This window comes from Burkholderia sp. LMG 13014, assembly GCF_905232215.1.
Classification (GTDB): domain Bacteria; phylum Pseudomonadota; class Gammaproteobacteria; order Burkholderiales; family Burkholderiaceae; genus Burkholderia.
Genome location: NZ_CAJNKE010000021.1, coordinates 1 through 26291, shown reverse-complemented (window position 1 = coordinate 26291; position 26291 = coordinate 1). Strand labels below are relative to the sequence as shown.

Genomic DNA, 26291 nt, shown 5'->3' with positions numbered 1-26291 from the left:
TCCGGGAGCAGGCACGCCCTTCCCCTTCGGTACCGGGGAAGCATCGGCGAAGGCGGCCTTTCGGTACGCAAGGGGGAACCTGCCATGACGCTCATCCGCCCGCATCGCGTGGCGCCGCATTGACGAGCATGCGCGACAGCAAATTGCCCATCATCCGAAGCTCGTCGTCGTTCGCAAAGGCGCGCCACCCGCGCTGGATCTCGGATTGAACGTCGCGCCACGCAGCCGCGATCCGGCGCCCGTCGCACGTGAGCGACACGTGGACGATACGTCGGTCATCCTCGTTCTGCATTCGCGTCACGAGATACAGCGCCGCCAGCCGGTCCACCAGGCGCGTCACCGCACTGCTGGCAATGCCGCAGGTATCGGACAGTTCGCCGACCGTCAACAGTTTCCCGCAATCGAGCACATGCAAGAGCGACGCCTGCGACGTCGTCACGCCGAGCACCCGCTCGACATGTCGGTCGACGCACCTGGACTGCACCGATTCGGCAACCGACAGCAGGTGCGCGATGGACAGACCCCGGCCGCTCATTTTAAGTTGTCCGGAGTCCGAACCAGACATTCCACGCCCCCCTTCACGGCATCCTTCTTTCGCGATTGCAAGCTCTTACGGGTCGGGATTCACGACAACACGCGCGGAACCCCGCGCAGCACCGTTCACCGGCCCCCTGGCGCATTCATCCTTGAATCAGCGTCCGGACGACTTCGGTAACTTCAGCCATGTCGGGATTGCGACGCCCGGGCCGCGTCAACTCCCGATGCAGCAATCCGCTCAACGTCGCGTGAACCACGCTGGCGATCACCGCCGGTTCATGTTCGCTCGCCAACTGTCCAGCCGATTTCGCACGACGCAACCATGCATCGATGCGCTGTTCCGCCGCGTACGCAGCCTGGCAAACCCGTTCGCAGAAAGCCGCCGTTTCCTTCGCGTTTTCGCATCGCGTGTACGACAGCGTGTACAGCCGGCGGGACAGTTTCGAACGTGTCGCCATCCGCCAGCACGCACCGAGTGCATCGATCAGCGCGTCGAGCTCATGCTCGGCATCGAGTCGCGAGGCAATCAGGAAAGGATCCAGCGGGATCGCCGCATCGGCGAAGATGGCATCGAGCACCTCGAGCTTGTTCTCGAAGTGCCAGTACACGGCGCCGCGCGTGACGCCGGCCCGGCGGGCGATTTCCTCGAGCGACGCATGCGCGAAGCCACGGTCGAAGAACACGCCCTGTGCCGACTCGACGATGATGGCCCGTGTCGCCTGTGCCTGTTCACGGGTTCGTTTCACCATAACGTTTCCGAACGTCCATCCGGGTCGGGATGGCTCGCCTGTTACATCGCAGCGGCCCGGCAAGGGCATGCGATTGCGTGCCCCGGGTGTCGGGGCACGCATCCCGAATCACCGAACGGGCCGGGCCCGTTACGGTGTCCTGCTTCACGTCAGCGCACGAGTCAACCCGGCGGATGCGCAGCTTGCCCGGTCGGCACGTCGGCTTTCACGGTCCGGTCCTGCCAGCCGCCGCCCAATGCGCGGTAGAGGTCGACCGTGTTCGTCATCCGCGCCAGCCGAACCTTCACCAGATTCTGCCGCGCGTCGTACAGCGACCGCTGGTTGACGAGCACGTTCACGTAGCCGTCGACACCCTCGCGATAGCGTACGTCGGATAACCGGTACGCCGACTGGCTCGCATCCACCAGCAGGCGCTGGGCCGTTTCCTGCTGGCCCCAGGTCGCCCGCCCGTCGAGCGCATCGGACACTTCGCGAAACGCCGTCTGGACCGCCTTCTGGTACGTCGCGACTTCGATGTCGCGATTGACCTTCGAGACGGCCAGGTTCGCGCTGTTGCGCCCGTAGTCGAAGATCGGCACGCTGATCGTCGGCCCGAACGACCACGCCGCGCTGCCGGGATCGAACAGGTTGCGCAACGACGCACTGGCCGTGCCGCCGCTGGCCGTCAGCGAAATGCTCGGGAAGAACGCCGCGCGGGCGGCGCCGATGTTCGCGTTGGCCGCCATCAACTGATGCTCGGCCGCCATGATGTCCGGCCGCCGCGCGAGGAGATCCGACGGGAGCCCGGCCGGCAGATCCTCGTCGAGCCGAACCGTCGCCAGCGATTCGCGCGACAGCAGCGCATCGTCGAGCGGCGCGCCGACCAGCAGCGTCAGCGCATTGATGTCGGTCCGCACCTGCCGGTCGTACTGCGCGAGATTCGCTTCCGCGGCACGGACGGTCGTCTCTGCCTGACGCAGATCGAGCAGCGACGACGTGCCGTTCCGGTACCCCGATTCGACGATCTTCAGCGACGCGCGCTGGCTGGCGAGCGTATCGGCCGTCAGCGACTTGATGTCCTGGTCGGCCTGCAGCGTCAGCCACGCGGTGGCCACCTCGGCGATCAGGCTGATCTGGGTGGCCTTGCGTGTGGCCTCGGTCGCGAGATACGTCTGCATCGCCTGCTCCGTCAGGCTGCGGATCTTGCCGAACAGGTCCAGCTCGTACGACGCGACACCCCCGACGTTGTAGGACCGCGTGACACCCGCCTGCCCCGTCGTCGACAGGTCCGACGGCAGCCGCTGGATCGACCCGGACGCACTGGCCGACAACGTCGGCAGCAGGTCCGCCCGCTGGATCCGGTACTGCGCGCGCGCCGCTTCGATGTTCAGCACGGCCACGCGCAGGTCGCGGTTGTTTTCCAGCGCCATGCCGATCAGCGTCTGCAGGTGCGGGTCGGTGTAGAAGTCGCGCCAGCCGACTTCCGCGGCCGACGGCTGGCCGGCGGTGTCCTGCGCGGCCGTCGCGTACTGCGCGGCGACCGACGGGTCGGGACGATGATAGGTTGGGATCATCGTGCAGCTCGCCATCAGCAGCGCCGCGGGCAATACCGCAAGTTTCAGGATCTTCATGCGGTCACCTCGTCAACCTTGTCGATGTCGTCGGCCTTGTCGGCCTTGCCTGTCTTGCCGCGCGAGAACAGGCCCGTCACCAGCACATAGAACAACGGCACGTAGAACACAGCCAGGAACGTCGCGGTCATCATCCCGCCGACCACGCCCGTGCCGACCGAATGCTGGCTACCCGAGCCGGCGCCGTTCGAGATCGCGAGCGGCAGCACGCCGAGCACGAACGCCATCGACGTCATGATGATCGGGCGCAGCCGCAGCCGTGCCGCCTGAGTAGCCGCCTGCATCAACGACATGCCTTCTTTTTCGTACAGCTCTTTCGCGAACTCGACGATCAGGATCGCGTTCTTCGCCGACAGGCCGACCGTCGTCAGCAGGCCCACCTGGAAGAACACGTCGTTCGTCAGGCCGCGTGCCAGCGTGGCGACCACGGCGCCGATCACGCCGAGCGGCACGACCATCAGCACCGAGAACGGCACCGACCAGCTCTCGTACAGCGCAGCAAGACAGAGGAACACGATCAGGATCGACAGCGCATAGAGCGCCGGCGCCTGCGAGCCCGACAGCTGTTCCTCATAGGACAGCCCCGTGACCGCCAGCCCGAATCCGTTCGGCAGCTGCGCCGCGATCTTCTCGATCTCCTGCATCGCTTCGCCCGAGCTGTGGCCGGCTTTCGGCTGGCCCTGCAGTTCGACGGCCGGAATGCCGTTGTAACGCTCGAGCTTCGGCGAACCATATTCCCAGTGCCCCGACGCCACCGCCGAGAACGGCACCATCTGGCCGTTGCTGTTGCGCAGATACCATTTGTACAGATCCTCCGGACCCACGCGCGCATCCGGCACGCCCTGGACGTACACCTTCTTCACCCGGCCGCGATCGACGAAGTCGTTCACGTACTGGGAACCCCAGGCGGCGGTCATCGTATCGTTGATGTCGGCGATGCTGACCTGCAGCGCACGCGCCTTCTCATCGTCGATATCGATGTGGAACTGCGGCTCGTCGTTCATGCCGTTCGGGCGGACGTTGGCCAGCAGCGGATTCTCGTGCGCAAGCTTCAGGAACTGGTCGCGCGCCGCCATCAGCGCGTCGTGGCCCTGACCGTTACGATCCTGGAGATACACGTCGAAGCCCTGCGAGTTACCCATTTCCATGATCGCCGGCGGCACGATCGGAATCACGATGCCGTCCTTGATCTTCGAAAACGCCCCACCGGCACGCTGTGCAAGCCCGAACACACTGGGGTCGCTACCCTTGCGCTTGTCCCACGGCTTGAGCGCGACGAAGGCCAGCGCCGAGTTCTGCCCGCGCCCCGCGAAGTTGAAGCCGTTCACGGTATAGACCGATTCGACGACATCCGCCTCGTCCTTCAACAGGTAGTCACGCACCTTCGCCAACGCTTCCTCGGTCCGTTCTGCCGATGCATTGCCCGGCATCTGGAGCTGAACGAACAGCGTCCCCTGGTCTTCGTCCGGCAGGAAAGCCGTCGGAATGCGTGTGAACAGGAAGCCCATGCCGACCACGATCAGCAGGTAGATGACGATATAGCGCCCCTTCTTGCGCAGGATCGCCGCGACTGCCCCTTCGTAGCGGTCGGTACCACGGTCGAAGGTTCGGTTGAACCACCCGAAGAAACCCTTCTTCACATGATGATCGGCATCGCCCGGCTTGAGCATCGTCGCGCACAACGCGGGCGTGAACACCAGTGCAACCAGCACCGACAGCGCCATCGCCGACACGATCGTGATCGAGAACTGGCGATAGATCACGCCCGTCGATCCACCGAAGAACGCCATCGGCAGGAACACGGCCGACAGCACCATCGCGATACCGACCAGCGCGCCCTGGATCTGCCCCATCGACTTGCTGGTCGCTTCCCGCGCGCTCAGCCCTTCCTCGGTCATCACGCGCTCGACGTTCTCCACCACGACGATCGCATCGTCGACCAGCAGGCCGATCGCCAGCACCATGCCGAACATGGTGAGCGTGTTGATCGTGAAGCCGAACGCGGAGAGCACGCCGAACGTGCCCAGCAGCACGACCGGAACGGCCAGCGTCGGAATCAGCGTCGCGCGGATGTTCTGCAGGAACAGGTACATCACCAGGAACACGAGGATGATGCCTTCGATCAGCGTCTTGACCACTTCGTGAATCGACGCGTGAACGACCGGCGACGTGTCGTACGGAATGACGATCTTCACGCCCGGCGGCAACAGCGCTTCCTGTTCCTTGAGCAGTTTCTTGACCGATTCCACCGTCTGGAGCAGGTTCGCGCCGGTCGCCAGACGCAGTGCGATACCGGCCGACGGCTTGCCGTTGTACATACTCGAGATCGAGTAGTTCTCCGGCCCGAGGCTCACGGTCGCGACGTCGCCGAGCTTGACCTGCGAACCGTCGGCATTCACCTTGAGCAGGATCTGCTTGAACTCGTCGGCGGTACGCAGGCGCACCTTCCCGATCACCGTCGCGCTCAGTTCCACGCCGCGCCGCGTCGGCAGCCCGCCGAGCTGGCCCGACGACACCTGGACGTTCTGCGACCGGATCGCGTTCGTGACGTCGAGCGGCGTGAGCGAATAGCTGTCGAGCTTCGCCGGGTCGAGCCAGATCCGCATCCCGTACTGCGAACCCATCAGCAGGTAGTCGCCCACCCCTTTCGTTCGCAGGATCGGATCCTGGAGGTTCGACGCCAGATAGTTGCCGAGGTCGCCGCTCGACATCTTCCCGTCTTCGGAGACGAGCGCCGCGACCATCATGAAGTTGATCTGGTACTTGACGACGCGAATCCCCTGCTGCTGCACTTCCTGGGGCAGAAGCGGCGTCGCGAGCGACAGCTTGTTCTGCACCTGGACCTGCGCGATATCGGGGTTGGTGCCCTGGTCGAACGTCGCGACGATCGTCATGCTGCCGTCGGCGTTACTTTCCGACGACATGTAACGCAGCCCGTCGAGGCCGTTGAGCTGCTGCTCGATCGGCTGGACGACCGTGTCCTGAACCGTCTGCGCGGACGCGCCCGGGTAGATGACCGTGATCGACACCGCGGGCGCCGCGATGTTCGGATACTGGTTGATCGGTAGCGAACGAATCGCCAGATAACCGGCCAGCATGATGACGATGGCGATGACCCACGCAAAGATGGGGCGCCTGATGAAGAACTGTGACATGCGCGCTCCGACTAGCTGCCGTTTGCCGTGGACGGCGCGGCAATGCGCGCGTCACCCAGGTCGACATGGACGTTCGTCGCGGGCACCGCGACGACCTTCATGCCGACCTGCAGTTTCTGCACGCCTTCGGTCACCACGCGTTCGCCCGCATTCAGCCCGGTGCGGACGAGCCACGTATTGCCGACTGTCCGGTCCACCGCGAGCTGCTTCAGTTGCACCTTGCCGTCGGCACCGACGACCCAGGCCACCGGCGTGCCCGTCGTATCGCGCGTGATGCCCTGCTGCGGCACCAGGATCGCGTCCCGCTTGACGCCCTCGTCGAGCTTCGTGCGCACGAACATGCCCGGCAGGATCTGGTGATCCGGATTCGGGAACTGGGCACGCAACGTCACCGAGCCCGTGCCTTCGTCGACACTGACTTCGGAGAACTTCAGCGTGCCGCCGTGCGCATACGACGTGCCGTCCTCGAGCAACAGCCCGACACTGGCCGCCCCTGCGCTGACCGTCTGCAACTGGCCGTCGGCGAGTTCCTTGCGCAGGCGCAGCATGTCGGACGACGACTGCGTCACGTCAACGTAAATGGGATCGAGCTGCGTGATGACGGCCATCGACTGCGCCTGGCCGTTCGTGACCAGTGCGCCTTCCGTCACGAGCGAGCGGCCGATGCGCCCGGCGATCGGCGCGTAGACCTTCGTGTAGTCCAGATTGACCTTCGCGGTATCGAGATCGGCCTGCGCCTGGCGGTACGAGGACACCGAGTCGTCGTACTGCTGGCGGCTCACCGCGTTGTCGGCAAGCAATTTTTCATTGCGCTCGGCGAGATGCTGCGCCGATACCAGCGCGGCACGCGCCTTTTCGTACGCGGCCTTGTACGGCGCATCGTCGATCTGGTAAAGCTGCTGCCCCTGCTTGACATCCTCGCCTTCGACGAAGAGCCGCCGCTTGATCAGGCCGTTGACCTGCGGGCGCACCTCGGCGACACGCCACGAATTCGCGCGACCCGGCAACAACGACTTGAGCGTGATCTCCTGCGGCTGCAGCGTGACCACGCCGACCTCGGGGACGGCCGCCACCGCGGCTTCCTTCTTCTGGCATCCGGCGACGGCCATCGACCCGACCACGACACACGTCGCAAGCAACGCGCTTCTCTTGGGAATGATCATCCGGTACATACAACATCCCTCACTGTTCGTTTCATGTTTCTCACTCTCAACGTTGCGAATCCGGCCGCCACCGGGGAAGCCCCTCGGCGCGCCGGGCTGAACGACAAGTCCGGTTCGTCCATCCATATGGACGCCTGCGTGACGCATCCGCCATCGCGACGCGCATACGATCCGCCGCACGCAGCCTCGAATCGGCAACGGGCACCGGATTCGACGATTTCTGCGCGCAGCATGACTCCCACCCATTAAGTAGGTGTACTGATCTATAAGAAAGGACGTTAACGGTCCAGAACATCCCGCCCGTTAACGCACGACCCGACGCAACGAATCACCGCGTCCGAATGACGCGGGCGATGCGACGGGACATCCACCCGACGGAGTAGGCATGCAGCCCGGGTTGCCGGGCGCCTGTCGTGCCGGGGCGGAAGCAAAGCGCGCTGCGCGCTATCCGTCCCCGATGGCCGGAATCCTCATGGTCGAATTTTATTCATCACTTGTTGATTTAATGCGATGGTAGGGCATCCGTCGCGACGCTGTCAACCGTTCGATCGTCACGCCACGCGGCATGACGGCACGCTCGAGGCAGCGCGAAGCCAGGCGCCAGCGGCGCTCACACGGCAGAACGGGTAGCAGATAGAAGTGCCACTCAGATCGGGGCAACGAGGCGCCAGGTGCACCGGCAGGCGACGGATTTCAGCGATTGCACCGCCCGGACGGAGGGTCGGCGTCAAACCTGGCGAGCATGCCGACAGCGCGACCACCGGCCCTTGACGCCGGCTCGATCGACGCGCTCAGACGTCGTGGCGTACATGACGACGGGAAGCAGGTCGCGGGCACGCTTCACGCATGACCATTTTTGCGATATCATTTTATTCAACACGCGTTGAATAACGTCGACAAACGACGCCGACGACCGTTCCCATGCACATGCCGAGCCCGTCGATTGCCGGGCACGACTTGTCCGGGATGGAAACGACGCGTGAACCCGGAAACCGAAATGGACAAACTTCAATCGATGCGGTCGTTCGTACAGGTCGTGAACGACGGGAGCTTTATCCGTGCGGCCACCAACCTCGGCATCTCTCAAATGATGATCAGCCGTCGCGTCAACTGGCTCGAGGAACAACTGGAAAAGCGCCTGCTCGTCCGCAAAACGAGAAGTGTGTCCCTCACGGATTTCGGGCGGATGTATTACACGCGTGTCAGCGACATTCTGGCGAAGCTCGACGAAGTCGAGCACGCGGTATCGGTGCCCACGCTAACGCCGTCCGGAACCCTGCGCGTGGCGGTCTCCGTCGGCCTTTCGCTGCGGCACCTGTCGTCGTGCCTGCGAGACTATTGCGATTCGTACCCGGAAGTGGTTCCCGTTCCCGTGCTGGTCGATCGCCCGGTCGATCTGGTCGCAGACGGATACGATGCCGGCATCGTCGACCTGTCGTCGTTGTCATGCACGAGCCTCGTCGCACGAGCGGTCTTCAGCTCGCCGCTCATCGCGTGCGCATCACCCGACTATCTTCAGCGGCGCGGCGAGCCGACGCGCCCGGAGGCGTTGGCCGAGCACGCGTATCTCGCGATCTCGGGCCCCCAGCGCGGCAAATCCGAGCTTCAACTGGACAGTGCCGACGGCACCGTGACGATCACGTGCCATCCGGCCGTCGTGGCCAACAATATCGATTTTCTGATGCAGATGGTCCTGTCAGGTGCAGGCATCGCGTTGATCCATCCCGCACTGGTTGAGCGGGAACTCGAAAAAGGCACGCTGAAGCGAGTCCTCCCGGATTACTGGGCGCCCGCGCCCACGTTCGGCATCGTCTACCCGAGCCGTCGCCACTTGCCGGCCAAGGTGCGAACCTTCATCGACCATCTGCTGGCGACGTTCGACGAATCGGCGGCCACACCGCACGCCCCTGCACCGGCTCGATGCCACGCCATCGCGGTTGGCGCGTGACAGCCCCTGCCCGCGCTGCGTCATGCGCCGCGCTCCGTGACTTCCGTGCGTCACATGCCGCCGAGACCTTGCGCCCCGCTCGGCACCGCTACCGCACTATCGCAGCAGCCCCATTACGATATCCAGGACGCCTTGCTTGAATTTCTCAGGGTGGTCGGGCAGCGTTGAAAACTTCGCGAACACGTGGCCATAGGAGATCGTATTGCTGATCGCATTCACGATCATCGCGTGCATCAGCTCGGGATCGTGAGACTTCATCTTTCCGGCTTCGATTGCATCCGCGAGAAGCGGAATGAACGCGTCACGATAAGGGCCGAGCAACCGCTCCACGAGCACGTTCAAGCGCTCGCCGTGCTCCGTCGTGGCGGTCGAGAAGAACATGCCGATATCCGGGTTGGCGAACACGTTGTCGATGAACAGTGTCAATGCCTGCCTGATCCGTTCGATCGGCGACATCCGGCTGTTGCGCAACTGGGTCGTCATCTCGATCAACTCCGCCAGCTGCGCGGCCAGCTGGTCGACGACCGCGATCCACAGCCCTTCTTTCGATCCGAAATGATGGGCCATCAATGCAGGATCGACGCCCGCGAGACCAGCAATCTCTCGTACGCTGGTTGCAGCGTAGCCCTGCTTGGCGAACCGCTGCCGCGCACATCGCAGCAGCGAATCGAATCCCACGTGCGACGTGCCGGACAGGCGGCCTCGGGTACGTTTGGCGGCAGGCTGGCGCTTGGCCGAAGTATCGGAGCTGGACATGCAGGCGTGACATCGAGGGCGGAAAGAGGTCGAAGTATACCAAGCGCATGGTGCCCGCCCCGGGCCGTTACCGTCCAAACGCGCCGCAATCGTTCACCCCGACCTACCCGCCACGCCAACACCCGCCGTTCAGAAGAAATGCCGGATACCGATATCGGCACCAACGGTCGTCCCCTGAACACCGTACAGCGCCCCGTCTGCCGAGATGCCGGTATTCATCGTGCCGTGGTTGTTCACGACAGCGACTTGCGCATAGAGCGCCGTGCGTTTCGACAGGTTGTAGGTGGCCCCGGCAGCACCCATGATCGAATGATTCGCCGTGTGATTCCGGTCACTGGTGAAATAGATGCCTCCGTTGAGATTCAACTGCGGTGTCACGTAGCTGTCCAGGCCCGCGCTGTAAACGTTGGAATCGTACGAGTGCGCCACCTTGTAGTTGACGAACTGCGCCTTCGCCGTGACGACGCCGAAATTGTAGGTTGCGCCGATCGCGCGCCCCCAGAATTCGACCGTTGTCGGGATCGGCGTCGACACGGTGCCGCCACTGTTGCCGGAATAGACTCCCGCGCTGATCAGGAGATTGCCGACCGTGTACTTCAGACTCGCCGAATACTGACGGCCCGCCTGGAAATTGCCGGCGGCGCCCCCCAGTGCCAGCATCGCCTTGCCCTGCAAGCCGGCAATGGTCGGGCTGGTGTACGACACGGCATTCGAGTTGAATGCGCCCGTGCCGGTCACGGTATCCGCATAGATGATCAGTCCGCTGCCCAGTTGCGAAAACCCGCGCGGGTCGGTATCGAGCAAGGACAGAAAGAACGGTGAAAACTGCAGGCCGATCGCCACCTTGCCGAACTGATTTTCCAGTGCGACATAGGCCTGGCGCCCGAACAGGTTCCCGTTCGAGTCGTCGAAGCCGCCGTTCCTCATGTTGATACCGCTCTCCAGCTTGAATGACGCCTTCATGCCGCCGCCCAGATCTTCCGTGCCGGTCAGGCCGAACTGCGACGGCAGGGAACCACTGTCTACCGCGGAGAACTGGTGCCCCAGGTTTTGACCGTTTGCACCCGCCGTCTTGCTCGTGTACAGCAAACCTGTGTCGACAATGCCGTAAAGCGTGATGTTGCTCTGGGCGTGAGCCACGCCGCCCATCAGCGAACCTGCCACCGCGATCGCCGCTCCCTTTCGGGCGACTTTCCATCCACCTTCCATGTCTCTCTCCTGTCTTTCCTGATGAGTTGGCACACGCAGTAATCGTCTTTATTAAATGGATTCCTAATCAAAACATGGAATTCTCTAACCTCCGCCCCGTCGCTTTCACTTTTTTAAAATAGGATGACGAATCAATTGGATTGAACTGATCTCTCGACGCGCCTGCGGACACCCGGAAATCCTTCTTTCAATCCAATCATGGATTGCAGCGGCGATCGTCCGCTGCTGCCCGATGAATCGGGTGCGGCAAACGCTGCCGATGCAATGCGTCCGGGGCAGGCCGTGGCGCGCCGACGCCGCAAGCGTTCTTGCTACACGGCGACGGCGCGCGTCGCCACGGTCAAAGCTTCATCATCCCGCCATCGACCGAAACGGTCTGTCCGGTGACGAATGCCGCGTCTTCGCTCGTCAGGAAAACGATCGGGCCGGCGATGTCCTGCGGCACCGCAAAGCGCTTGATGGCCTGCTGGTTCCACACGGCATCGATGATGTCGCGCGGCATTCCACTCGTTCCCGGCGTGTCCGTGATGGCCGGTGCGACGGCGTTCACGGTAATGCCGCGATCCGCAAGCTCGTTGGCCAGCCCCCGGGTCAGGCCGATCACACCCATCTTGCTCGCCATGTAATGGCTGAGCCCGGCAAGGTTCGTCGCGATCGAGTTGGATGCAATGTTGACGATGCGCCCCCAATGATTCTCGGCCATCAGCGGCGCAAACGTGCGGGCCCCGAGGAACGGGCCCTCGAGGTTGACCTTCAGCACCCGACGGAAGAGATCGGGATCGAGATCGTCGATCGTCGCGAACGGATAGATTGCCGCGTTGTTCACCAGGATGTCGGCGCGCCCGAATCGTTGACGCACTTCGTCCCGCACGCGGGCCCAGTCCTGCTCCGACGACACATCGCCTTGCATGCTCGTTGCCGTTCCACCCAAGGCAGCGATATGCCCCAACGTCTCGCCGCAATCTTCGAGATCGAAGAGCACAAGCTGCGCACCATGCGCCGCAAGCTTCTCGGCAACCGCCTGTCCGATCCCTTTGCTGGCACCCGTCACGATTGCCACACGTCCTTCACGCGTATTCACGTCTCTGTCTCCTTTCGTATTGTCTCGTCGGAACAAGGGCTTTCCGCAACACAAACGATCCGCCCGCATTCCGTCGTTGCGGTATCGCGTCATGCGAGCGCAACTTGCGATCCGCTTGACACGACCAATCCCTGCCCGCGCCTGCTTCGCATGTCCAATGTCGCTGCAGCCGCCTCTATCGATCCATCATCCGTCAGTCAATCGCATTCCTAAACGCATCAGGCTCAATCAGATCATTCGTGAGCAGAAAACCAAACGAAACATCCGGCCATCGGCAGTTCGACAGATTGCCATCCGTCGATGCCCCGTTGTTCGGATCGTCTACGCATGATGCGATGCGCGACTAAAAATCCGGACAGGCGCCGCCGCTGGGCTCCAAACCGCCACCGCCCCTGCTCATTGCCACGTGTTTCGACGTCTGATTCAAGCCGTCGAGCGCTGTCACAAACATAAACTGATAAATACCTCAGTTATGATTTAACGATCACAATTGATTCGCGTCAAATGGGGTTTTCCCCCGGCGCATGCGATCTGTGTTCCTGTAGCCGGCCTTGCCGCCGGAAGAACCCGTTCGTGAGCTTGAAGGCACGCGGGCACAGCGCGCTGATGAAACCCGCGTCGGAGCACGCCCGCTCGCCACACAAAATGCAACGCCCGACAGGTATCCCTGCCGGGCGTCTGCGTCAGCGCGATGGCGTAATCAACGATCGGAGCGTGCGTCGCCGCCGCTTCCTCGTCGACGCGCCCCTTCGCTGCCGATGAATCGTCGGCACGTCGCCCCGTACCGGCGTGACGCGTCAACGCACCCGCTCAACGCCCCGCTTCGCTCATCGTCGGCTCGGCATGCGCGCGTTCGTGCTCGGCCGACTTCAGCAGATCGAGCGCGACGTCGACGATCATGTCCTCCTGCCCGCCCACCATCTTCCGGCGGCCGAGCTCGACGAGGATATCGACGGTCTTCAGGCCGTATTTGTCCGCTGCGCGTTCGGCATGGCGCAGGAAGCTCGAATACACGCCCGCGTAGCCCAGCGCGAGCGTCTCGCGGTCGACACGTACGGGCCGGTCCTGCAGCGGACGCACGATGTCGTCGGCCGCATCCATCAGGCCATACAGATCGCAGCCGTGATTCCATCCCTGGCGCTCGGCAGCCGCGATGAACACCTCGAGCGGCGCATTGCCCGCGCCCGCGCCCATCCCGGCGAGACTCGCGTCGATGCGGTCGCATCCCTCCTCGACCGCCACCAGCGAGTTCGCGACGCCCAGGCTCAGATTGTGGTGCGCATGCATGCCCGTCTGCGTCTCGGGCTTCAACGCATCCTTGAACCAACGGAAGCGGTCGCGGATATCGTTCATGCCGAGGGCGCCGCCGGAATCGACGACATACACGCAGGTCGCGCCGTAGCTCTCCATCAGCTTTGCCTGTTCCGCGAGCTTCTGTGGCGTCGTCATGTGGCTCATCATCAGGAAGCCGACCGGATCCATGCCGATCTCGCGTGCGTATTCCAGATGCTGTCGCGAAACGTCCGCTTCGGTACAGTGCGTCGCCACGCGCACGACACGCGCGCCGGCGTCGTACGCGTTGCGCAGATCGTGGATCGTCCCGATGCCGGGAATCAGCAGCGTGGCGATTTTCGCGTGCTTCACGCTCGCTGCCGCGGCTTCGATCCATTCGACGTCGGAGTGCGCGCCGAAACCGTAGTTGAAACTCGAGCCCTCGATGCCGTCGCCGTGCGCGACTTCGATGCTGTCGACCCCCGCGCGATCCAGCGCGGCCGCGATCGCCTTCACGTTCGCGATGCTGTACTGATGGCGGATCGCGTGGCTTCCGTCGCGCAAGGTCACATCGGAAATATAGAGCTTCCTGCGTGCATCGTTCATCACACTGCCTCCTTGTGCCCGCGCGCGATGCCCGCGGCCATTCTTCTGCGCGCCATCATGTCGCCGCACGCGAGGGCGGCCGAAGTCATGATGTCGAGGTTGCCGGCATACGACGGCAGGTAATGCGCCGCGCCCTCGACCTCGAGGAACACCGACGTCTTCAATCCATGCTTCAGCCCGACGCCCGGCACGTTGAGCGGCTTGTCGGCCGGGATCACGTCGAACTGGACCTTCTGCTTGAGTCGATAGCCCGGCACATACGCCTGCACGCTCGCCACCATCTGCGCAATGCTGTCCTCGATCTTGCCCTGATCGGCAGGATCGGACAGCGCAAACACCGTGTCGCGCATGATCAGCGGCGGCTCGGCAGGATTCAGGATGATGATCGCCTTGCCGCGCGACGCGCCGCCAAGCTGCTCGATCGCCTTGCGCGTCGTCTCGGTAAACTCGTCGATGTTCGCGCGCGTGCCGGGCCCGGCCGACTTGCTCGAGATCGACGCGACGATTTCCGCGTAATGCACCTTCGTCACGCGCGATATCGCGGCGACCATCGGGATCGTGGCCTGGCCGCCGCACGTCACCATGTTCATGTTCGGCGCATTTTCCGATTCCAGATTGATGGCCGGAATCACGTACGGGCCGATCGCCGCCGGCGTCAGGTCGATCACTTGCACGCCATGCGCCTGCAGCACGTCGTTATGCCGCTTGTGCGCGCCTGCCGACGTCGCGTCGAACACGATGTCGATATCCTTGAACACGTCGAGCGCCAGCAACCCGTCGATACCATCCGACGATATCGCGACACCCATGCGCTGCGCGCGCGCGAGGCCGTCCGACTTCGGATCGACGCCGATCATCGCGCCCATTTCGATGTGCGTGCCGTGACGCATCACCTTGATCATCAGGTCCGTGCCGATGTTTCCCGGCCCGATGATCGCCACTTTCGCTTTTGACTTCACCGTCCACTCCGATCATTCAAACTCGTTTCATTCGCCATGCCGCATCCGGTTTGCCCGAACGCGCCGGCTCCCGGCATGTCATGCCTCGGTGTCGTCGAAACTCGCGCGCACCGCGCCCAGCCCCTGGATCTGCGCTTCGAACACGTCTCCCGGCCGGACGCTCACCATCGGCCCCAGCGCGCCGGACAACACGACATCGCCTGCCCGCAGTGGAACGCCACGCGCCGACATCGTCCTGGCCAGCCAGACCAGCGCATTGACCGGGTGCCCCATGCATGCCGCCCCGACGCCGAGCGAGACGACTTCTCCGCGCCGCTCCGTCACCATGCCGCACAGCCGGAGATCCACGTCCGTCAGCTTGACCGGGCGATTCCCCAGCACGAACGCGGACGACGATGCGTTGTCGGCGATCGTGTCGACGATGCCGATTTCCCAGTTCCGGATTCGGCTGCCGACGATCTCGAGGGCAGGCAGCACGTAGTCGATCGCGTTCAACAGGTCGAGATGCCCCGGGTTGTCGGACTCGATGTCCCGCCCGATCACAAACGCGACCTCCGCCTCGATCTTCGGCTGGCTCAATGCGCTCCACGGCACCGTTTCATGGTCGCCGTAGGCCATGTCATCGAGCAGCACGCCGAAATCGGGCTGATCGACGCCCAGCTGCTTCTGCACCGCCGCCGACGTCAGGCCGATCTTGCAGCCGACCCGCCGGCTGCCCGCGTCGATACGCCGTTGAATATTCAGCTGCTGTATCGCATACGCATCGTCGATGCTCAGCGCTGCGTTTGTCCGGTGCAGCGGCTCGATAAAGTCGCCGGTGCTTTCGGCGCGACGGAGCCGGTCCGCCATGTGTTGAATCTGATCCACATTCATTTGAAAAGCCCCTCGATGGAACGGCAGGCGCGTATCGCCCGCCTGCCGTGTGTGCGGCCTCATCGCCGCACGTGCGTCGACTACTTCGCTTGCGCGAGGAATCCGCTGACGATGCGGTAGGTCTCGACGCGCTTCTCGACCTGCGGAATGTGTCCGCAATCGTCGACGATCTCGACTTCGCTGTCGGCGATCAGGCGCTGGAACTCCGCCGCATAGCCGGACGACACGAGCTGGTCGTCGCGGCCCCAGATGATCTTGGTCGGAATCTGGATCCGGTGCAGCCGTTTCGCGAGGCCACGATCCGGAATCGGCCACACGAAGGAGCCGGTGCAGCCCAGCGTCCAGACCCGCGCCGCCAGCGTCTTCACGAAAGATTCCTGATCGGTTGGCATTGCAAGAAAAGCGCGTGCGGCTTCGCTGTCCGGATCCGCAAAGAGCAGCGACGGCATCCGCTCGGCGGGCACCGAATTCCAGTGCACGACCGGCATGTCGTCCCGCCACAGGCCGATCGGGTCCAGCAGCACGGCCCGGCTGAACAGCGCGGGGAACGTTGACGCGAGCTCCGCGGCCAGCATACCGCCGAAGCTCTGCCCGATGACGATCGGCCGTTCGATGCCGAGCTGGCGGATCGCCTCTTCGTAAGCCAGCACGATGTCGTGAAGATCGTCGAACTGCCGTACCGCGTATGGATCGTCCGCACTGGTTCCCGGAAATTCGATCGCGAAAATCCGATGCGTGCCAGCCAGGTCCATCAGGAAGTCGTCGATCACGAGGCCGGCCGCCGGATGCAGATAGACGACATCCGCGCCCGTGCCGAAAACCTTGACCCGAAGGGTGACTTTGCCGCCCCACACCGGCACCTTGCGCTCCTCGAGCGCAACGCTGACGCCAGCCTGGTTCGGGGATTCGATCGTATCGGTGTTCATGCCTGTGCCTCCGCGAGTTGTTGTTGGCGAGCATCGAGCGGTACGCCGCCCAGCCGCTCCGGCCACCAGTGATGCTGATGCCCCTTGTCGCTCCACAGCTTCTTGAGGTCCGGCATCACGTATTTGGTAAACATGTCGATGTTGTATTGCGCGAGCTCCTTCGGCATCGAGCCGAACTGCAGCATCGCGTGCAGGTTGCCGATGCCGAATTCGCGCGCATATTCGACCAGCTGCTCCCGCACCGTGCTGATCCCGCCGGCGACGACCGCGCCCGATTCGAGGAGATCCCGGTAGGTGGCCGTTTTCATCCGGTCATACATGCCGAAATCCTTCGGATCGCGGAAGATGAATTCGAGCCCACGGATATCGATGCCGCCCGGCAGTGCCAGCCGGTGCATCCCGATGCCACCGAGCGCCTTGCGGAAGAAGTATTCGGCATGCCGTGCGTAAAGCCGTTCGGCTTCCGCATCCGTTTCGGCGACGGCGATCGACTGCATGAAGCCGATCCGGTACGGATTCGGCGCCTTGCCCGCTTCCTGTTCGATCTCGCGGAACCGGTCGAAGATGCGCTTGCCGGTCGCTTTCGCGCCGAACCAGCCGAAATAGTTGAACCCGTAGTCGCGATCGACGATGAACTTCATCGTGTTCGGGTTGCCGATCGCCGTGATCCAGACGGGCGGATGCGGCGCGTTCTGGATCGGGCGCGGCCAGATGTTCACGTCCGGGTGCTGGGAGAACTTGCCGTTCCACGCGAACGGCTTCGGCGCCTGCCACGCCTTCAGGATGAGCTCGAGGTTTTCATCGAAACGCGCGCGTGTCTGCAGCGGCGACACGCCGTTGTTCACGTTCGCGTCGTATGCGAGGCCGATCGGGAAGCCGCAGATGAGACGACCGCCGGACATGCAGTCGAGCATCGCCTGCTCTTCGGCCACCCGCAGCGGCTCCAGCGTCTTGCCGAGCGAGCGGCCGATCGGATAGATCGCGGTCTCGATGCCTTCGACCTCGGTCATGTAGGCCAGCACGGCCTCGAACAGATCCGGGTTCGGCATCATGTCGTAGGAGCTTTGCCCATGCTCGGTGATCGCGAGCCCGTCGAAACCGGCGCGCGCCGCATACATCATCTCGTCGAGTGCATCGCGAAAGGCGCCCCGGATGCCTTGCGGCGTCGTGAGCCCATAGGGTGTCGTGACGACCGATTCGTGCTTCGTTTCGAAATCGGCCGGCAAGTCCCGATACGGAACCTGTTGGAAGTAGTTGATCTTCATGTGTCACCTCTCATGTTTGCCTGGTGAGGCGTTTTTTGCCGAAACCTTCAAGCTGCCGCGCGCAAGCGTCACGACGTCAGGAAATTCCGGACCAGTTGATTGAACTTCGCGGCTTTCTCGATCTGCACCCAATGCCCGCAGTCGGAGAACATGTGAAGCTCCGCATGCGGAATCAGCTGGAACAGCCGCTCACTGGTGCGGGTCGGAATGACCTTGTCTTCCCGTCCATGCACGATCAGCGTCGGCTGGCGGATGGCCGACAGCTTTTCGTCCGGCACGGCCAGCGCGTCGATACCGTGCTGGCGGGGCGCCGGGAACATCCGGCCGAAGGTCTCCTGATACCCGGGCCGAATGCTCGCCTCGTAACGCGAATCGGCCAGCGCATCGGTCAGCATCCCGTGGTTGTAGGCGAACGTGTGCAGCAGATTCCGCATGTTCGCTTTCGACGGCTCGTACCCCCACACCGCATCGAGCCCGGGCGTCAGCTCGAACGGCACGCCGACACTGCCCATCAGCACGATCTTGCCGACCCGCTCGGGATAGGCCGTCGCCAGCGTCAGCGCGAGCGCGCCGCCGAACGAGTTGCCGATCACGTCCACCTCGGCCAGCCCGAGCGCGTCGAGAAAGCCGACGAGATGCTCGAGCCAGAGCGCCTTGCCATACGTTGCGCCCTCCGGGCGCTCGGTATAGCCGAAGCCCACGATGTCCGGCGCGATCGGCCGGCAGAATTCCGCCAGCGCGGGCAGCGTCTGCCGCCAGTTCGCCCACGCGGTGACGCCCGGCCCGGAGCCGTGGATCAGCAGCACCGGCCGGCCGCTTCCTTCGTCGTGGTAGTTCGTGGTGATGCCGTCCGCACGGATCGAGCGCCCGATTTCGGGGTCGTTCCGGGTCGCTACTGTCTCGTTCATCTCGTTGTTCCTTGAATGCAATTGCCCTGCCAACCTGCCCAACCCGCTGCATCGCGGTCGCGCCGCACGACGCGACCGGCCGCGCAGGTCAGGTGTAGACCTCGATGAAATCCGGTCTCGGTTCGCCCTGGTGATAGAAAATGCCGCGCCAGATTTCCTCCGCATGCCAGGTAATGGGCGGCATGTCGGGCTGCGCGTAGTAGCCGAGCCCTGCGAACATCTCGTTGCGATTGCCCGACGGATCGAAAAAATAGGTCGTCTGCCCACGGGTAATGCCGTGGCGCTGAGGCGTGACGTCGATCTTCACCTGGTGCTTGCCGAGCACATCGGCTGCACGCAGCACGTCGTGCCAGCTGTCGAGGTAGAAGGCGACGTGATGCAGACCGGCAACCGGGCCGCCGGCCATCGCCAGGTCGTGAGGCTTGCAGCCCCGGAACAGCCATGCGGCCGCCTGCACCGAGTGATCGGGCCCGGCGAGCACCTGTTCCGCGAGGTGGAAATCGAGCGCCTCGCCGAGAAAGCGGACGTTCTCTTCGACGGTGTTGATCCCGGCCTCCGGGTCGACCGGGCACATCAGCATCACGTGATCGAGCCAATGCACCGCGGCACCTTCGAGACCATCGGGCCAGGGCTCCGGATTCAGCGTGCCGACGCTCTTGCCGCGAAATTCCTTGTCGGCGTACAGGTACATCAGATGCCCGCTGGGCAACGTGAAGCCGATGGCGCGCCCGCACCGCTCGAGATGTCCCGCCGCATGCGCGGTCACCCGGGCGCCGGCTGCCTCGACTCTCGCCGCCAGCGTGTCGAGATCCGCATCTTTCTCGACCTTGTAAGCAATGTGCTCGACGCCGGAACGATCGGCCTGCGTCAACGAAACGGAATAGAGATCCCATTCGTCCCATCCTTTCAGATAGACCGTGCCGCGCGCGTCGACATGGCTTTTCTGCAGGCCCAGCACCGTCACGTAATGATGCAGCGCCCGATCGAGGTCGAGCACTCGCAGGGCCACGTGACCAATTCTCATCACACCCATCATCCCCTCCTTCATGATTATGGACAACTAACTGATTTTCCCGGTGCAGCGTTCCTTCGATTTTCCGAGCAGCTCGACGACCAGGTTCGACAGCGGGTAGATCCGGCATGCCAGCACGTCGCTGCCTTCGCCGACCGCCGCACCGACGTGCGCCCGGCTCATCGGGCCGGACGCGAAACTGCCATGCAGCACCCTGATCTTGCAGATGCCGCATCCGCCGCCGTGGCAACCCGACCGGATCGACTTCGTCCCCGCACCAAGGGCCGCCTGCAGCACGGGCTGATCGCCGTGGCAGTTGAACCGCTCCGCCGTATCGACGATGTAGACCTGGCAGACCTCCCCGTTCCGGGCTTCGTCGCTTCCCGGATCGGTTCGATCGAACTGATTCCACCGAATCGGAATGCGGATGGTCCCGACGCCCTCCTCGTCGATGCCGATCCGGTGCAATTGCTCCATCAACCGTGCAAAACGCTGAACCCCGCTCGCCCCGGCGTGCAGGCATTCCGACTTCAGCCAGGCCAGCGAGATCGATGCGGAATCTGCGCCGACGCGAACGGCGACGCCGTCCAGCACCGCCCGCAGATGCTGCAACTCGGTTCGCGGCTGGTGGACGAGGAGCGCCAGGCGACTGACGTCCAATCCGTCCGAGACCCTGATCCGCCACTGCCTGTCCACCACGACGTACATCGCTGTCCCCTCTATCTCGTCAGATGCCACCTCGGCCGGAGTCGAATCTCGCCGCCCGTAGACTGATGATGTCATCAGTTATGATTTAACGATCACATTTCGGATGAGTCAAATGGGGTTTTCCCCAGCCTCGTTTATCTGCTCCGGTGGTTGTAACTGATGAAATCATCATCTATGATTTTTTCATCACTTTGCAGCACTGGCCGGCAGAGTGCAATCGAACTCAAGGAGACAAGTCATGGTGATGCCAACGCAATTTCGGGATGCAATGTCGCGGCTGGGCGCTGCGGTCAATGTCGTGACGACGAATGGCCTCGCCGGCCTGGGCGGCTTTACCGCGTCGGCGGTGTGCAGCGTCACGGACAGCCCGCCCACGCTGCTCGTCTGCATGAATCAAAGCAGCCACCAGTACGACCGCTTCGAGGCGAACGGCGTGTTGTGCGTGAACGTGCTCGCCGCCGAGCAGGAACATGTCTCCCGGCTGTTCAGCGGGCAGACGCGTGCGTCGATCGAGGACCGATTCGCGCAGACGAAATACGCGTACCTGGAGACGGGTTCGCCGGTGCTGCCCGACAGCCTGGTGTGCTTCGACTGCAAGATCGACCGCATCGAGAAAGTCGGCACGCACGGCATTCTGTTCTGCCAGGTCGTCGGGATCGGGAACGGGTCCCAAGCGGGCGGCCTGTTGTATTTCGACCGCGCATACCATCGGCTGACGAGCGTCAGGCCGGTCTAGACGACACCGCTGCCGCGCGTTGGATATCGACTCAAAGGGTGATACGCTTGTTTGGTTGCCGATATTGCTTCGGTGCACACCAGACGTTGTTCAGCCATGAAGCCGTTCTTGTCGCAGCGCCGGTGCGCCGGCATGTAAATCATGCCTGGACACGGTTCTGCGACAAGTCCTGAACGACGCGCTTCGGCTAACCTGGCTTACGAGATGGATGATCGAACCAAACCACGCGCAGTGACGCGCACCAAGACGGCCCCCAAGCCCGCTGCTCCCAAAACCTCGTCCGTCAGGAAGACGCGAACGAAAGCCCCGGCCCAAGCCCCCCTGCCCAGCGACAGCGATGCGCCGATGCCCCGCGGCATGCGATCGCGCCTGGCGACGCGCAGCAAGCTCATCGAAGCGGCGCACACCCTGATGGCGGAAAAAGGCTTCGACCTCTGCACGATCGAAGAGATCACGAGGCAGGCCGACGTCGGTTTCGGCTCCTTCTACAACCACTTCGAGTCGAAGGACGAGATTGCCAAGGCGGTATTCGCGCAGCGCGCATCCGAGATCGGCGTCATCACGGACGAAATCTCGGCGCGCGAGACGGACAAGGCCGTCGCGATAAGCTGCATCCAGAAGATGTTTCTGACCAAGGCGGTGCATGATCCCGTCTGGGGACGCTTCATCGTGCGGGCACAGGATTCGCATCGGCAGATGAACGAGACGTTCGTGGTTCGGGCGTCGAAAGACATCGGTGACGGCGCCGCGCAAAAGCGGTTCTCGATTCAGTTCATCGACACCGCGGCGGACATCACGATTGCAGCGTTGATCAGTGCGATGACCCGGATTCTCGACGGCGGCCAGAGTGCGCGGATCACCATCGAAACCGTCGAATGCCTGATGCGGCTCTATGGCATCGCACCGGATGAAGCCCGCCGCCTTGCCGAAATGCCGCTGCCGGATTACGTCACCGATTTCTTCAAGTAACGCCGTCACGGCCGTTGCGAGTCCGTCGGCAACACCGAGAACGGGCTCGGCATCCGCGACCGTCGAACGATCGCGAAATGGTCATGCCGGGCCGCGTGCCACCGGGTACGCGGCCGCGTCGCCGTTACGACGGCCGGAACCGTGCACCGGCCTTTCGCGAGCGACACCGGCTGCCCGATGCCGGCGATCTTCGATCGCCCCACCTGAAGTCGGTCGGCGTGTCTGCGCGTAACGACTGCGTCTGCCCGCGCGGCAGGTCTCAATCGGGTATTGGATCCCGCGTACCGATCCAGGCCGAACACCGACCTGCAGGCGATTCACCCTTGGTTCGGGACGCCCACCGGGAGTCCCTCTCTGCGCGTACCGGAGCAAAACCGCATCACTGGCGTAGTGGGCGATCGTCGTGAAGCGGCACACACTATCAACAACGTCGCCGGGAGCAATGCATCGCCGATGCCAGACAAGGCCGAATCAGCTTGGTGCAGCATCTGTCGGCCGATCGCGGCGTCAAGGTGACGACGATCCTGGCCTTCACACCGAGCGACGCCGCGCAGGTCGGCTACAACCCGTCAAGCTCATCAGCGAAAGGTCTTGAATCGCAGTTCGTCCGCAATGAAGGTTTTCTCCGGGAACGGCTGGAGATTCGAACCGAACGGCATCTGCGCGCGCAGCTTCCACGAGGCGGGTACGTTCCACTGTTTGGCCACCTCCGCGTCGATCAGCGGGTTGTAGTGCTGCAGGCTCGCGCCGATGCCGGCTTCAGCCAGCGCAGTCCAGACCGCGAATTGCGCCATGCCGGCCGAATGCTCGGAAAACATGGGGAAGGCATCGGCATACAGCGGGAACTGCTTCTGCAATTCCTGGATGGCGTCTTGATCCTCGAAAAACAGCACGGTACCTGCGCCCGCCGCAAAGGCGTCCATTTTGGCATCCGTTGGCGCGAAGGCGTCTGCGGGCACGATAGCCCGCAGCGTTTCCCGCGTGATGTCCCACAGCTTTTCATGCATTGCCTCGAATAGGATCACGGCACGCGAGCTTTGCGAATGGAATGCCGAAGGCGCGATGCGGATTGCCTGGCGGATCAGTCCCTCGGCTTCGGCCTCGGAGATGGGCAGTTCCTTGCCGAGCGCATATTGGGTGCGGCGCTTGGTGTATAGCGAAATAGCATTGTTCGTCATGTTGGCATCCTAATGGTTGGGTGATGGAGGTTGAAGACGCGGCTTGGCTTTGGGAAGCCAAACCTTGGGCCGAGTATCCGTGCCTTGGACGGTTCGGATGCGGCGGAAACGCTGCTCAAGCCGTCGCTGGCGCGTGCAGTTTGCTGTTGGAAAGTGAATGCGATCGAGGATGGCGGGCAATCAATCCAGACTCCGATCCGATGTTCGCGTGACGGTAAGCACTCAGGCTTTCGGTTGCCCGCCCGCTGTGGATGCCGGCGTTTGCCCAAAGCGCCCGGAATTGAAATCGTCGATGGCCTGGCGGATTTCCGCCTCGCTGTTCATCACGAAAGGGCCATAGCCCACGATTGGCTCGTTGAGCGGCTCGCCAGTGAGGACAAGGATCGTTGCTTCGCCCTTGCTGTGAATGTGGACGGCATCGCCATCGCGGCTCAGCAGCAACATCTCCGCCTCACTGGCATTGTCTGCGCCATTCACGGTGACATCGCCACTGACCACGAACAGCATGGCGGTATGCCCTTTGGGCAAAGTGAGTGTCGCGTCGGCTTCACGGTTCAGCCAAACGTCCCAGACATTGATCGGGGTAAAGGTGCGCGCAGGCCCCTTCGTGCCGAACAACTCACCCGCGATCACCCGGGCACGGCCAGCGCCGCCGGGCAATTCGACGTTAGGGATTTCGGTTGCAGTAATGCCTTGATAGCCGGCCGGTCTCATTTTGTCCTTGGCCGGCAGATTGACCCACAGCTGAACGGAGCGGAGCAGCCCACCTGCCTTGGCAAAAGCCGGCGAATGGTATTCCTCATGGATGATCCCGTCGCCTGCGGTCATCCACTGAACATCACCAGGGCCAATGATGCCCCCGTGACCAGTCGAATCGCGATGTTCGACCTCACCGTCATAAACGATCGTTACGGTCTCGAACCCGCGGTGCGGGTGCGTGCCAACACCGCGCCGCGAATGGGTCGGCGTGAAATGGTGTGGCCCGGCATAGTCAAGCAGCAGGAACGGGCTCACCGCCCCACCGAGTTTGCTGTAGGAAAAGACCGAGCGCACCGGAAAGCCGTCGCCGATCCAATGCGTATTAGGATTACCGTGAATTCCAAGGACGTTTTTCATTTCAAGTGTGAAGTTGGTTGAACTGTGAGTGCATGCATTAATCGTAACGACGACACCAATCTGGAAAAAGATGCCAAAATACCCCCCAGAATCCTATTTATAGGACGATGACTGCATGGAAGAGCTCAGCGACCTCGCATCACGCTTTGGGCGAAGCGGGGGTAACGTCACGTCGCTTCCAACGCGGGCAGCTGCGTAAAAAGAAACGCCACGGACTCTCGTCCGTGGCGTTTTCGTTTCCGCATACAGCCGGTTCGAAGGGCAAGCGCGATAGACCGCGCCTGCCCTTCCTTGCGCTTACCCGTTCGTCGCCGCCGCCGACGCAGGCGCCGGAACAGCCGCCTTGTCGTAGTCGACCGGTGCATCCGGCGCGCGCGGCGTCTCGCCGGCCCGCTCGACCCACCCGCCGCCCAGCGAACGGTACAGGTTGACCAGGTTGGTCCAGCGTGCCAGACGCGCATTGATCAGCGTCTGCTGCGCGGTGTACAGGTCCGTCTGCGCGGTCAGCACCGACAGGTAGCTGTCGACACCGTTCCTGTAACGCAGGTCCGACAGGTCGAAACGTCGCTGCTGCGCGTGCTCGTTGCGCTCCAGCGCCGCGATCTGCTGGTCGTACGTGCCGCGTGCGGCCAGCCCGTCCGCCACGTCGCGGAACGCCGACTGGATCGCCTTCTCGTAGTTCGCGATCTCGATGCGCTTCTGCACGTGTGCAAGATCGAGGTTCGCGATGTTCGAGCCGCCCTCGAAGATCGGCAGCGCGATGTTCGGCGCGAACGACCACGCCGCCGTGCCGGCCTTGAACAGACCGCCCAGCGTCGGGCTCGCCGTGCCGAACGCGGCCGTCAGCGAGATCTTCGGGAAGAACGCCGCGCGAGCCGCACCGATGTTCGCGTTCGCCGCCAGCAGCGACTGCTCGGCCTGCATCACGTCGGGGCGACGCGTCAGCAGGTCGGACGGAAGGCCAGCCGGCACGTCCGTCAGCAGGTTCTGCGCGTCGAGCGGCATGCCCGCCGGCAGATCGTCCGGCAGCGGCTCGCCGATCAGCAGGACCAGATAGTTCAGCGCCTGTGCGCGTGCCCGTGCCTGCGACTGCTGATTCGCGAGCGCCGTCTCGACCACCGTCTGCGCCTGACGCAGCTCGAGCTCGGAACCCGTGCCGTTGTCAAACTGCAGCTTCGTCAGGTTGTACGAGTCCTGTGCAGACTTCAGCGTGTTCTCCGTGACCTTCAGCAGATCGTCGGTCGACAACAGCGTCAGGTACTGATCGGCCACCTGCGACACCAGCGAGATCTCCTGCGCTTGCCGCGCATACGCGGTCGACAGGTACTGCGCGAGCGCCTGGTCCTTCAGGCTCTGCACGCGGCCGAACAGGTCGAGCTCCCACGATGCCGACAGCCCGACGTTGTAGCTTCGCGTGATCAGCGGCTGCTGCGTCGTCGACACACCGGCCGGGAAACGCTGGATGCTGCCGGTACCGGTGCCGTCGAGTGTCGGGAACAAGCCCGCGCGCGTGATCTGATACTGCGCGCGCGCCGCCTCGATGTTCAGCACCGAC

The 26291-nt window shown here is 63.3% G+C and carries 22 protein-coding genes; 3 read left to right on the top strand and 19 right to left on the bottom strand.

Going from position 1 to position 26291, the window contains the following annotated elements:
* Positions 1–91 precede the first annotated feature (91 nt).
* From JYJ84_RS05190 to JYJ84_RS05170, 5 genes are all read right to left on the bottom strand, one after another.
* Positions 92–535, bottom strand: coding sequence for a MarR family winged helix-turn-helix transcriptional regulator (locus tag JYJ84_RS05190; RefSeq protein ID WP_175219883.1), 444 nt, complete (start codon positions 533–535; stop codon positions 92–94).
* Between the two features lie 145 nt (positions 536–680).
* Positions 681–1286, bottom strand: coding sequence for a TetR family transcriptional regulator (locus tag JYJ84_RS05185; protein WP_164462682.1), 606 nt, complete (start codon positions 1284–1286; stop codon positions 681–683).
* 161 nt (positions 1287–1447) lie between these two features.
* On the bottom strand, positions 1448–2896 hold the full coding sequence (locus JYJ84_RS05180) for an efflux transporter outer membrane subunit (protein ID WP_174956230.1): 1449 nt from the start codon (positions 2894–2896) through the stop codon (positions 1448–1450).
* Positions 2893–6051, bottom strand: a complete 3159-nt coding sequence (locus JYJ84_RS05175; protein ID WP_175219885.1) for an efflux RND transporter permease subunit — start codon at positions 6049–6051, stop codon at positions 2893–2895. Before JYJ84_RS05175 ends, JYJ84_RS05180 begins: the two co-directional genes overlap by 4 nt.
* An 11-nt stretch (positions 6052–6062) precedes the next feature.
* Positions 6063–7223 carry an efflux RND transporter periplasmic adaptor subunit gene (locus JYJ84_RS05170; protein WP_275890707.1) on the bottom strand — a complete coding sequence of 387 codons (1161 nt, stop codon included), beginning with the start codon at positions 7221–7223 and terminating at the stop codon, positions 6063–6065.
* Positions 7224–8211: 988 nt separating this feature from the next.
* On the opposite strand from JYJ84_RS05170, the gene JYJ84_RS05165 reads away from it, so the two are divergent.
* Positions 8212–9162 (top strand): LysR family transcriptional regulator, encoded by a 951-nt coding sequence (locus tag JYJ84_RS05165; protein WP_122949548.1) that lies wholly within the window; start codon positions 8212–8214, stop codon positions 9160–9162.
* 96 nt (positions 9163–9258) lie between these two features.
* Here the strand turns inward: JYJ84_RS05165 and JYJ84_RS05160 are convergent, their stop codons facing one another.
* The 11 genes from JYJ84_RS05160 to JYJ84_RS05110 form a co-directional block, all read right to left on the bottom strand.
* A complete protein-coding gene (locus tag JYJ84_RS05160; protein WP_307872092.1) occupies positions 9259–9996 on the bottom strand; it encodes a TetR/AcrR family transcriptional regulator in 738 nt (245 codons plus the stop codon).
* Positions 9997–10047: 51 nt separating this feature from the next.
* A complete protein-coding gene (locus JYJ84_RS05155) occupies positions 10048–11127 on the bottom strand; it encodes a porin (protein ID WP_122947372.1) in 1080 nt (359 codons plus the stop codon).
* A gap of 340 nt (positions 11128–11467) precedes the next feature.
* Complete coding sequence (locus JYJ84_RS05150) at positions 11468–12187, bottom strand: SDR family NAD(P)-dependent oxidoreductase (RefSeq protein WP_240201832.1); 720 nt, start codon at positions 12185–12187, stop codon at positions 11468–11470.
* Positions 12188–13018: 831 nt separating this feature from the next.
* Positions 13019–14086 carry a 4-hydroxy-2-oxovalerate aldolase gene (dmpG, locus tag JYJ84_RS05145; RefSeq protein ID WP_175219891.1) on the bottom strand — a complete coding sequence of 356 codons (1068 nt, stop codon included), beginning with the start codon at positions 14084–14086 and terminating at the stop codon, positions 13019–13021.
* Complete coding sequence (locus JYJ84_RS05140) at positions 14086–15045, bottom strand: acetaldehyde dehydrogenase (acetylating) (RefSeq protein ID WP_122947375.1); 960 nt, start codon at positions 15043–15045, stop codon at positions 14086–14088. Before JYJ84_RS05140 ends, dmpG begins: the two co-directional genes overlap by 1 nt.
* 78 nt (positions 15046–15123) lie before the next feature.
* Positions 15124–15918, bottom strand: coding sequence for a 2-keto-4-pentenoate hydratase (locus tag JYJ84_RS05135; RefSeq protein WP_175219893.1), 795 nt, complete (start codon positions 15916–15918; stop codon positions 15124–15126).
* A gap of 80 nt (positions 15919–15998) precedes the next feature.
* Positions 15999–16844, bottom strand: a complete 846-nt coding sequence (locus JYJ84_RS05130) for an alpha/beta fold hydrolase (protein WP_175219895.1) — start codon at positions 16842–16844, stop codon at positions 15999–16001.
* Positions 16841–18109 carry an LLM class flavin-dependent oxidoreductase gene (locus tag JYJ84_RS05125; RefSeq protein ID WP_122947378.1) on the bottom strand — a complete coding sequence of 423 codons (1269 nt, stop codon included), beginning with the start codon at positions 18107–18109 and terminating at the stop codon, positions 16841–16843. The genes JYJ84_RS05130 and JYJ84_RS05125 overlap by 4 nt, the downstream gene beginning before the upstream one ends.
* 68 nt (positions 18110–18177) lie before the next feature.
* A complete protein-coding gene (locus tag JYJ84_RS05120) occupies positions 18178–19017 on the bottom strand; it encodes an alpha/beta fold hydrolase (protein ID WP_175219897.1) in 840 nt (279 codons plus the stop codon).
* Positions 19018–19105: 88 nt separating this feature from the next.
* On the bottom strand, positions 19106–20050 hold the full coding sequence (locus tag JYJ84_RS05115) for a catechol 2,3-dioxygenase (protein WP_175219939.1): 945 nt from the start codon (positions 20048–20050) through the stop codon (positions 19106–19108).
* Positions 20051–20077: 27 nt separating this feature from the next.
* The gene (locus JYJ84_RS05110) at positions 20078–20737 is read right to left on the bottom strand and encodes a 2Fe-2S iron-sulfur cluster-binding protein (protein WP_205182891.1); all 660 of its coding nucleotides are present in this window, start codon (positions 20735–20737) and stop codon (positions 20078–20080) included.
* Between the two features lie 238 nt (positions 20738–20975).
* Between JYJ84_RS05110 and JYJ84_RS05105 the strand changes: the two genes are divergently transcribed.
* Positions 20976–21473 carry a flavin reductase gene (locus tag JYJ84_RS05105; RefSeq protein ID WP_174956239.1) on the top strand — a complete coding sequence of 166 codons (498 nt, stop codon included), beginning with the start codon at positions 20976–20978 and terminating at the stop codon, positions 21471–21473.
* A 204-nt stretch (positions 21474–21677) separates the two neighbouring features.
* Positions 21678–22442: a TetR/AcrR family transcriptional regulator gene (locus JYJ84_RS05100; protein WP_175219899.1), complete on the top strand. Its 765-nt coding sequence runs from the start codon at positions 21678–21680 to the stop codon at positions 22440–22442.
* A gap of 578 nt (positions 22443–23020) precedes the next feature.
* On the opposite strand, the gene JYJ84_RS05095 is transcribed toward JYJ84_RS05100, so the two are convergent.
* The 3 genes from JYJ84_RS05095 to JYJ84_RS05085 form a co-directional block, all read right to left on the bottom strand.
* Entirely contained in the window at positions 23021–23620 is a 600-nt protein-coding gene (locus JYJ84_RS05095; RefSeq protein WP_175219901.1) for a nitroreductase family protein, read from the bottom strand.
* 222 nt (positions 23621–23842) lie between these two features.
* Complete coding sequence (locus tag JYJ84_RS05090) at positions 23843–24736, bottom strand: pirin family protein (protein ID WP_175219902.1); 894 nt, start codon at positions 24734–24736, stop codon at positions 23843–23845.
* Between the two features lie 297 nt (positions 24737–25033).
* Positions 25034–26291, bottom strand: a 1258-nt coding sequence (locus JYJ84_RS05085) for an efflux transporter outer membrane subunit (RefSeq protein ID WP_205189125.1), incomplete at its 5' end; no start/stop codon positions are given.

Coding starts and splice junctions, on each gene's coding strand:
- JYJ84_RS05185 (WP_164462682.1), bottom strand. CDS start 1,286: ATGGTGAAACGAACCCGTGAACAGGCACAGGCGACACGGGCCATCATC.
- JYJ84_RS05130 (WP_175219895.1), bottom strand. CDS start 16,844: ATGAACACCGATACGATCGAATCCCCGAACCAGGCTGGCGTCAGCGTT.
- JYJ84_RS05135 (WP_175219893.1), bottom strand. CDS start 15,918: ATGAATGTGGATCAGATTCAACACATGGCGGACCGGCTCCGTCGCGCC.
- JYJ84_RS05165 (WP_122949548.1), top strand. CDS start 8,212: ATGGACAAACTTCAATCGATGCGGTCGTTCGTACAGGTCGTGAACGAC.
- JYJ84_RS05175 (WP_175219885.1), bottom strand. CDS start 6,051: ATGTCACAGTTCTTCATCAGGCGCCCCATCTTTGCGTGGGTCATCGCC.
- JYJ84_RS05120 (WP_175219897.1), bottom strand. CDS start 19,017: ATGAACGAGACAGTAGCGACCCGGAACGACCCCGAAATCGGGCGCTCG.
- JYJ84_RS05180 (WP_174956230.1), bottom strand. CDS start 2,896: ATGAAGATCCTGAAACTTGCGGTATTGCCCGCGGCGCTGCTGATGGCG.
- JYJ84_RS05090 (WP_175219902.1), bottom strand. CDS start 24,736: ATGAAAAACGTCCTTGGAATTCACGGTAATCCTAATACGCATTGGATC.
- JYJ84_RS05100 (WP_175219899.1), top strand. CDS start 21,678: ATGGATGATCGAACCAAACCACGCGCAGTGACGCGCACCAAGACGGCC.
- JYJ84_RS05155 (WP_122947372.1), bottom strand. CDS start 11,127: ATGGAAGGTGGATGGAAAGTCGCCCGAAAGGGAGCGGCGATCGCGGTG.
- dmpG (WP_175219891.1), bottom strand. CDS start 14,086: ATGAACGATGCACGCAGGAAGCTCTATATTTCCGATGTGACCTTGCGC.
- JYJ84_RS05095 (WP_175219901.1), bottom strand. CDS start 23,620: ATGACGAACAATGCTATTTCGCTATACACCAAGCGCCGCACCCAATAT.
- JYJ84_RS05105 (WP_174956239.1), top strand. CDS start 20,976: ATGGTGATGCCAACGCAATTTCGGGATGCAATGTCGCGGCTGGGCGCT.
- JYJ84_RS05110 (WP_205182891.1), bottom strand. CDS start 20,737: ATGTACGTCGTGGTGGACAGGCAGTGGCGGATCAGGGTCTCGGACGGA.
- JYJ84_RS05190 (WP_175219883.1), bottom strand. CDS start 535: ATGAGCGGCCGGGGTCTGTCCATCGCGCACCTGCTGTCGGTTGCCGAA.
- JYJ84_RS05125 (WP_122947378.1), bottom strand. CDS start 18,109: ATGAAGATCAACTACTTCCAACAGGTTCCGTATCGGGACTTGCCGGCC.
- JYJ84_RS05170 (WP_275890707.1), bottom strand. CDS start 7,223: ATGTACCGGATGATCATTCCCAAGAGAAGCGCGTTGCTTGCGACGTGT.
- JYJ84_RS05115 (WP_175219939.1), bottom strand. CDS start 20,050: ATGGGTGTGATGAGAATTGGTCACGTGGCCCTGCGAGTGCTCGACCTC.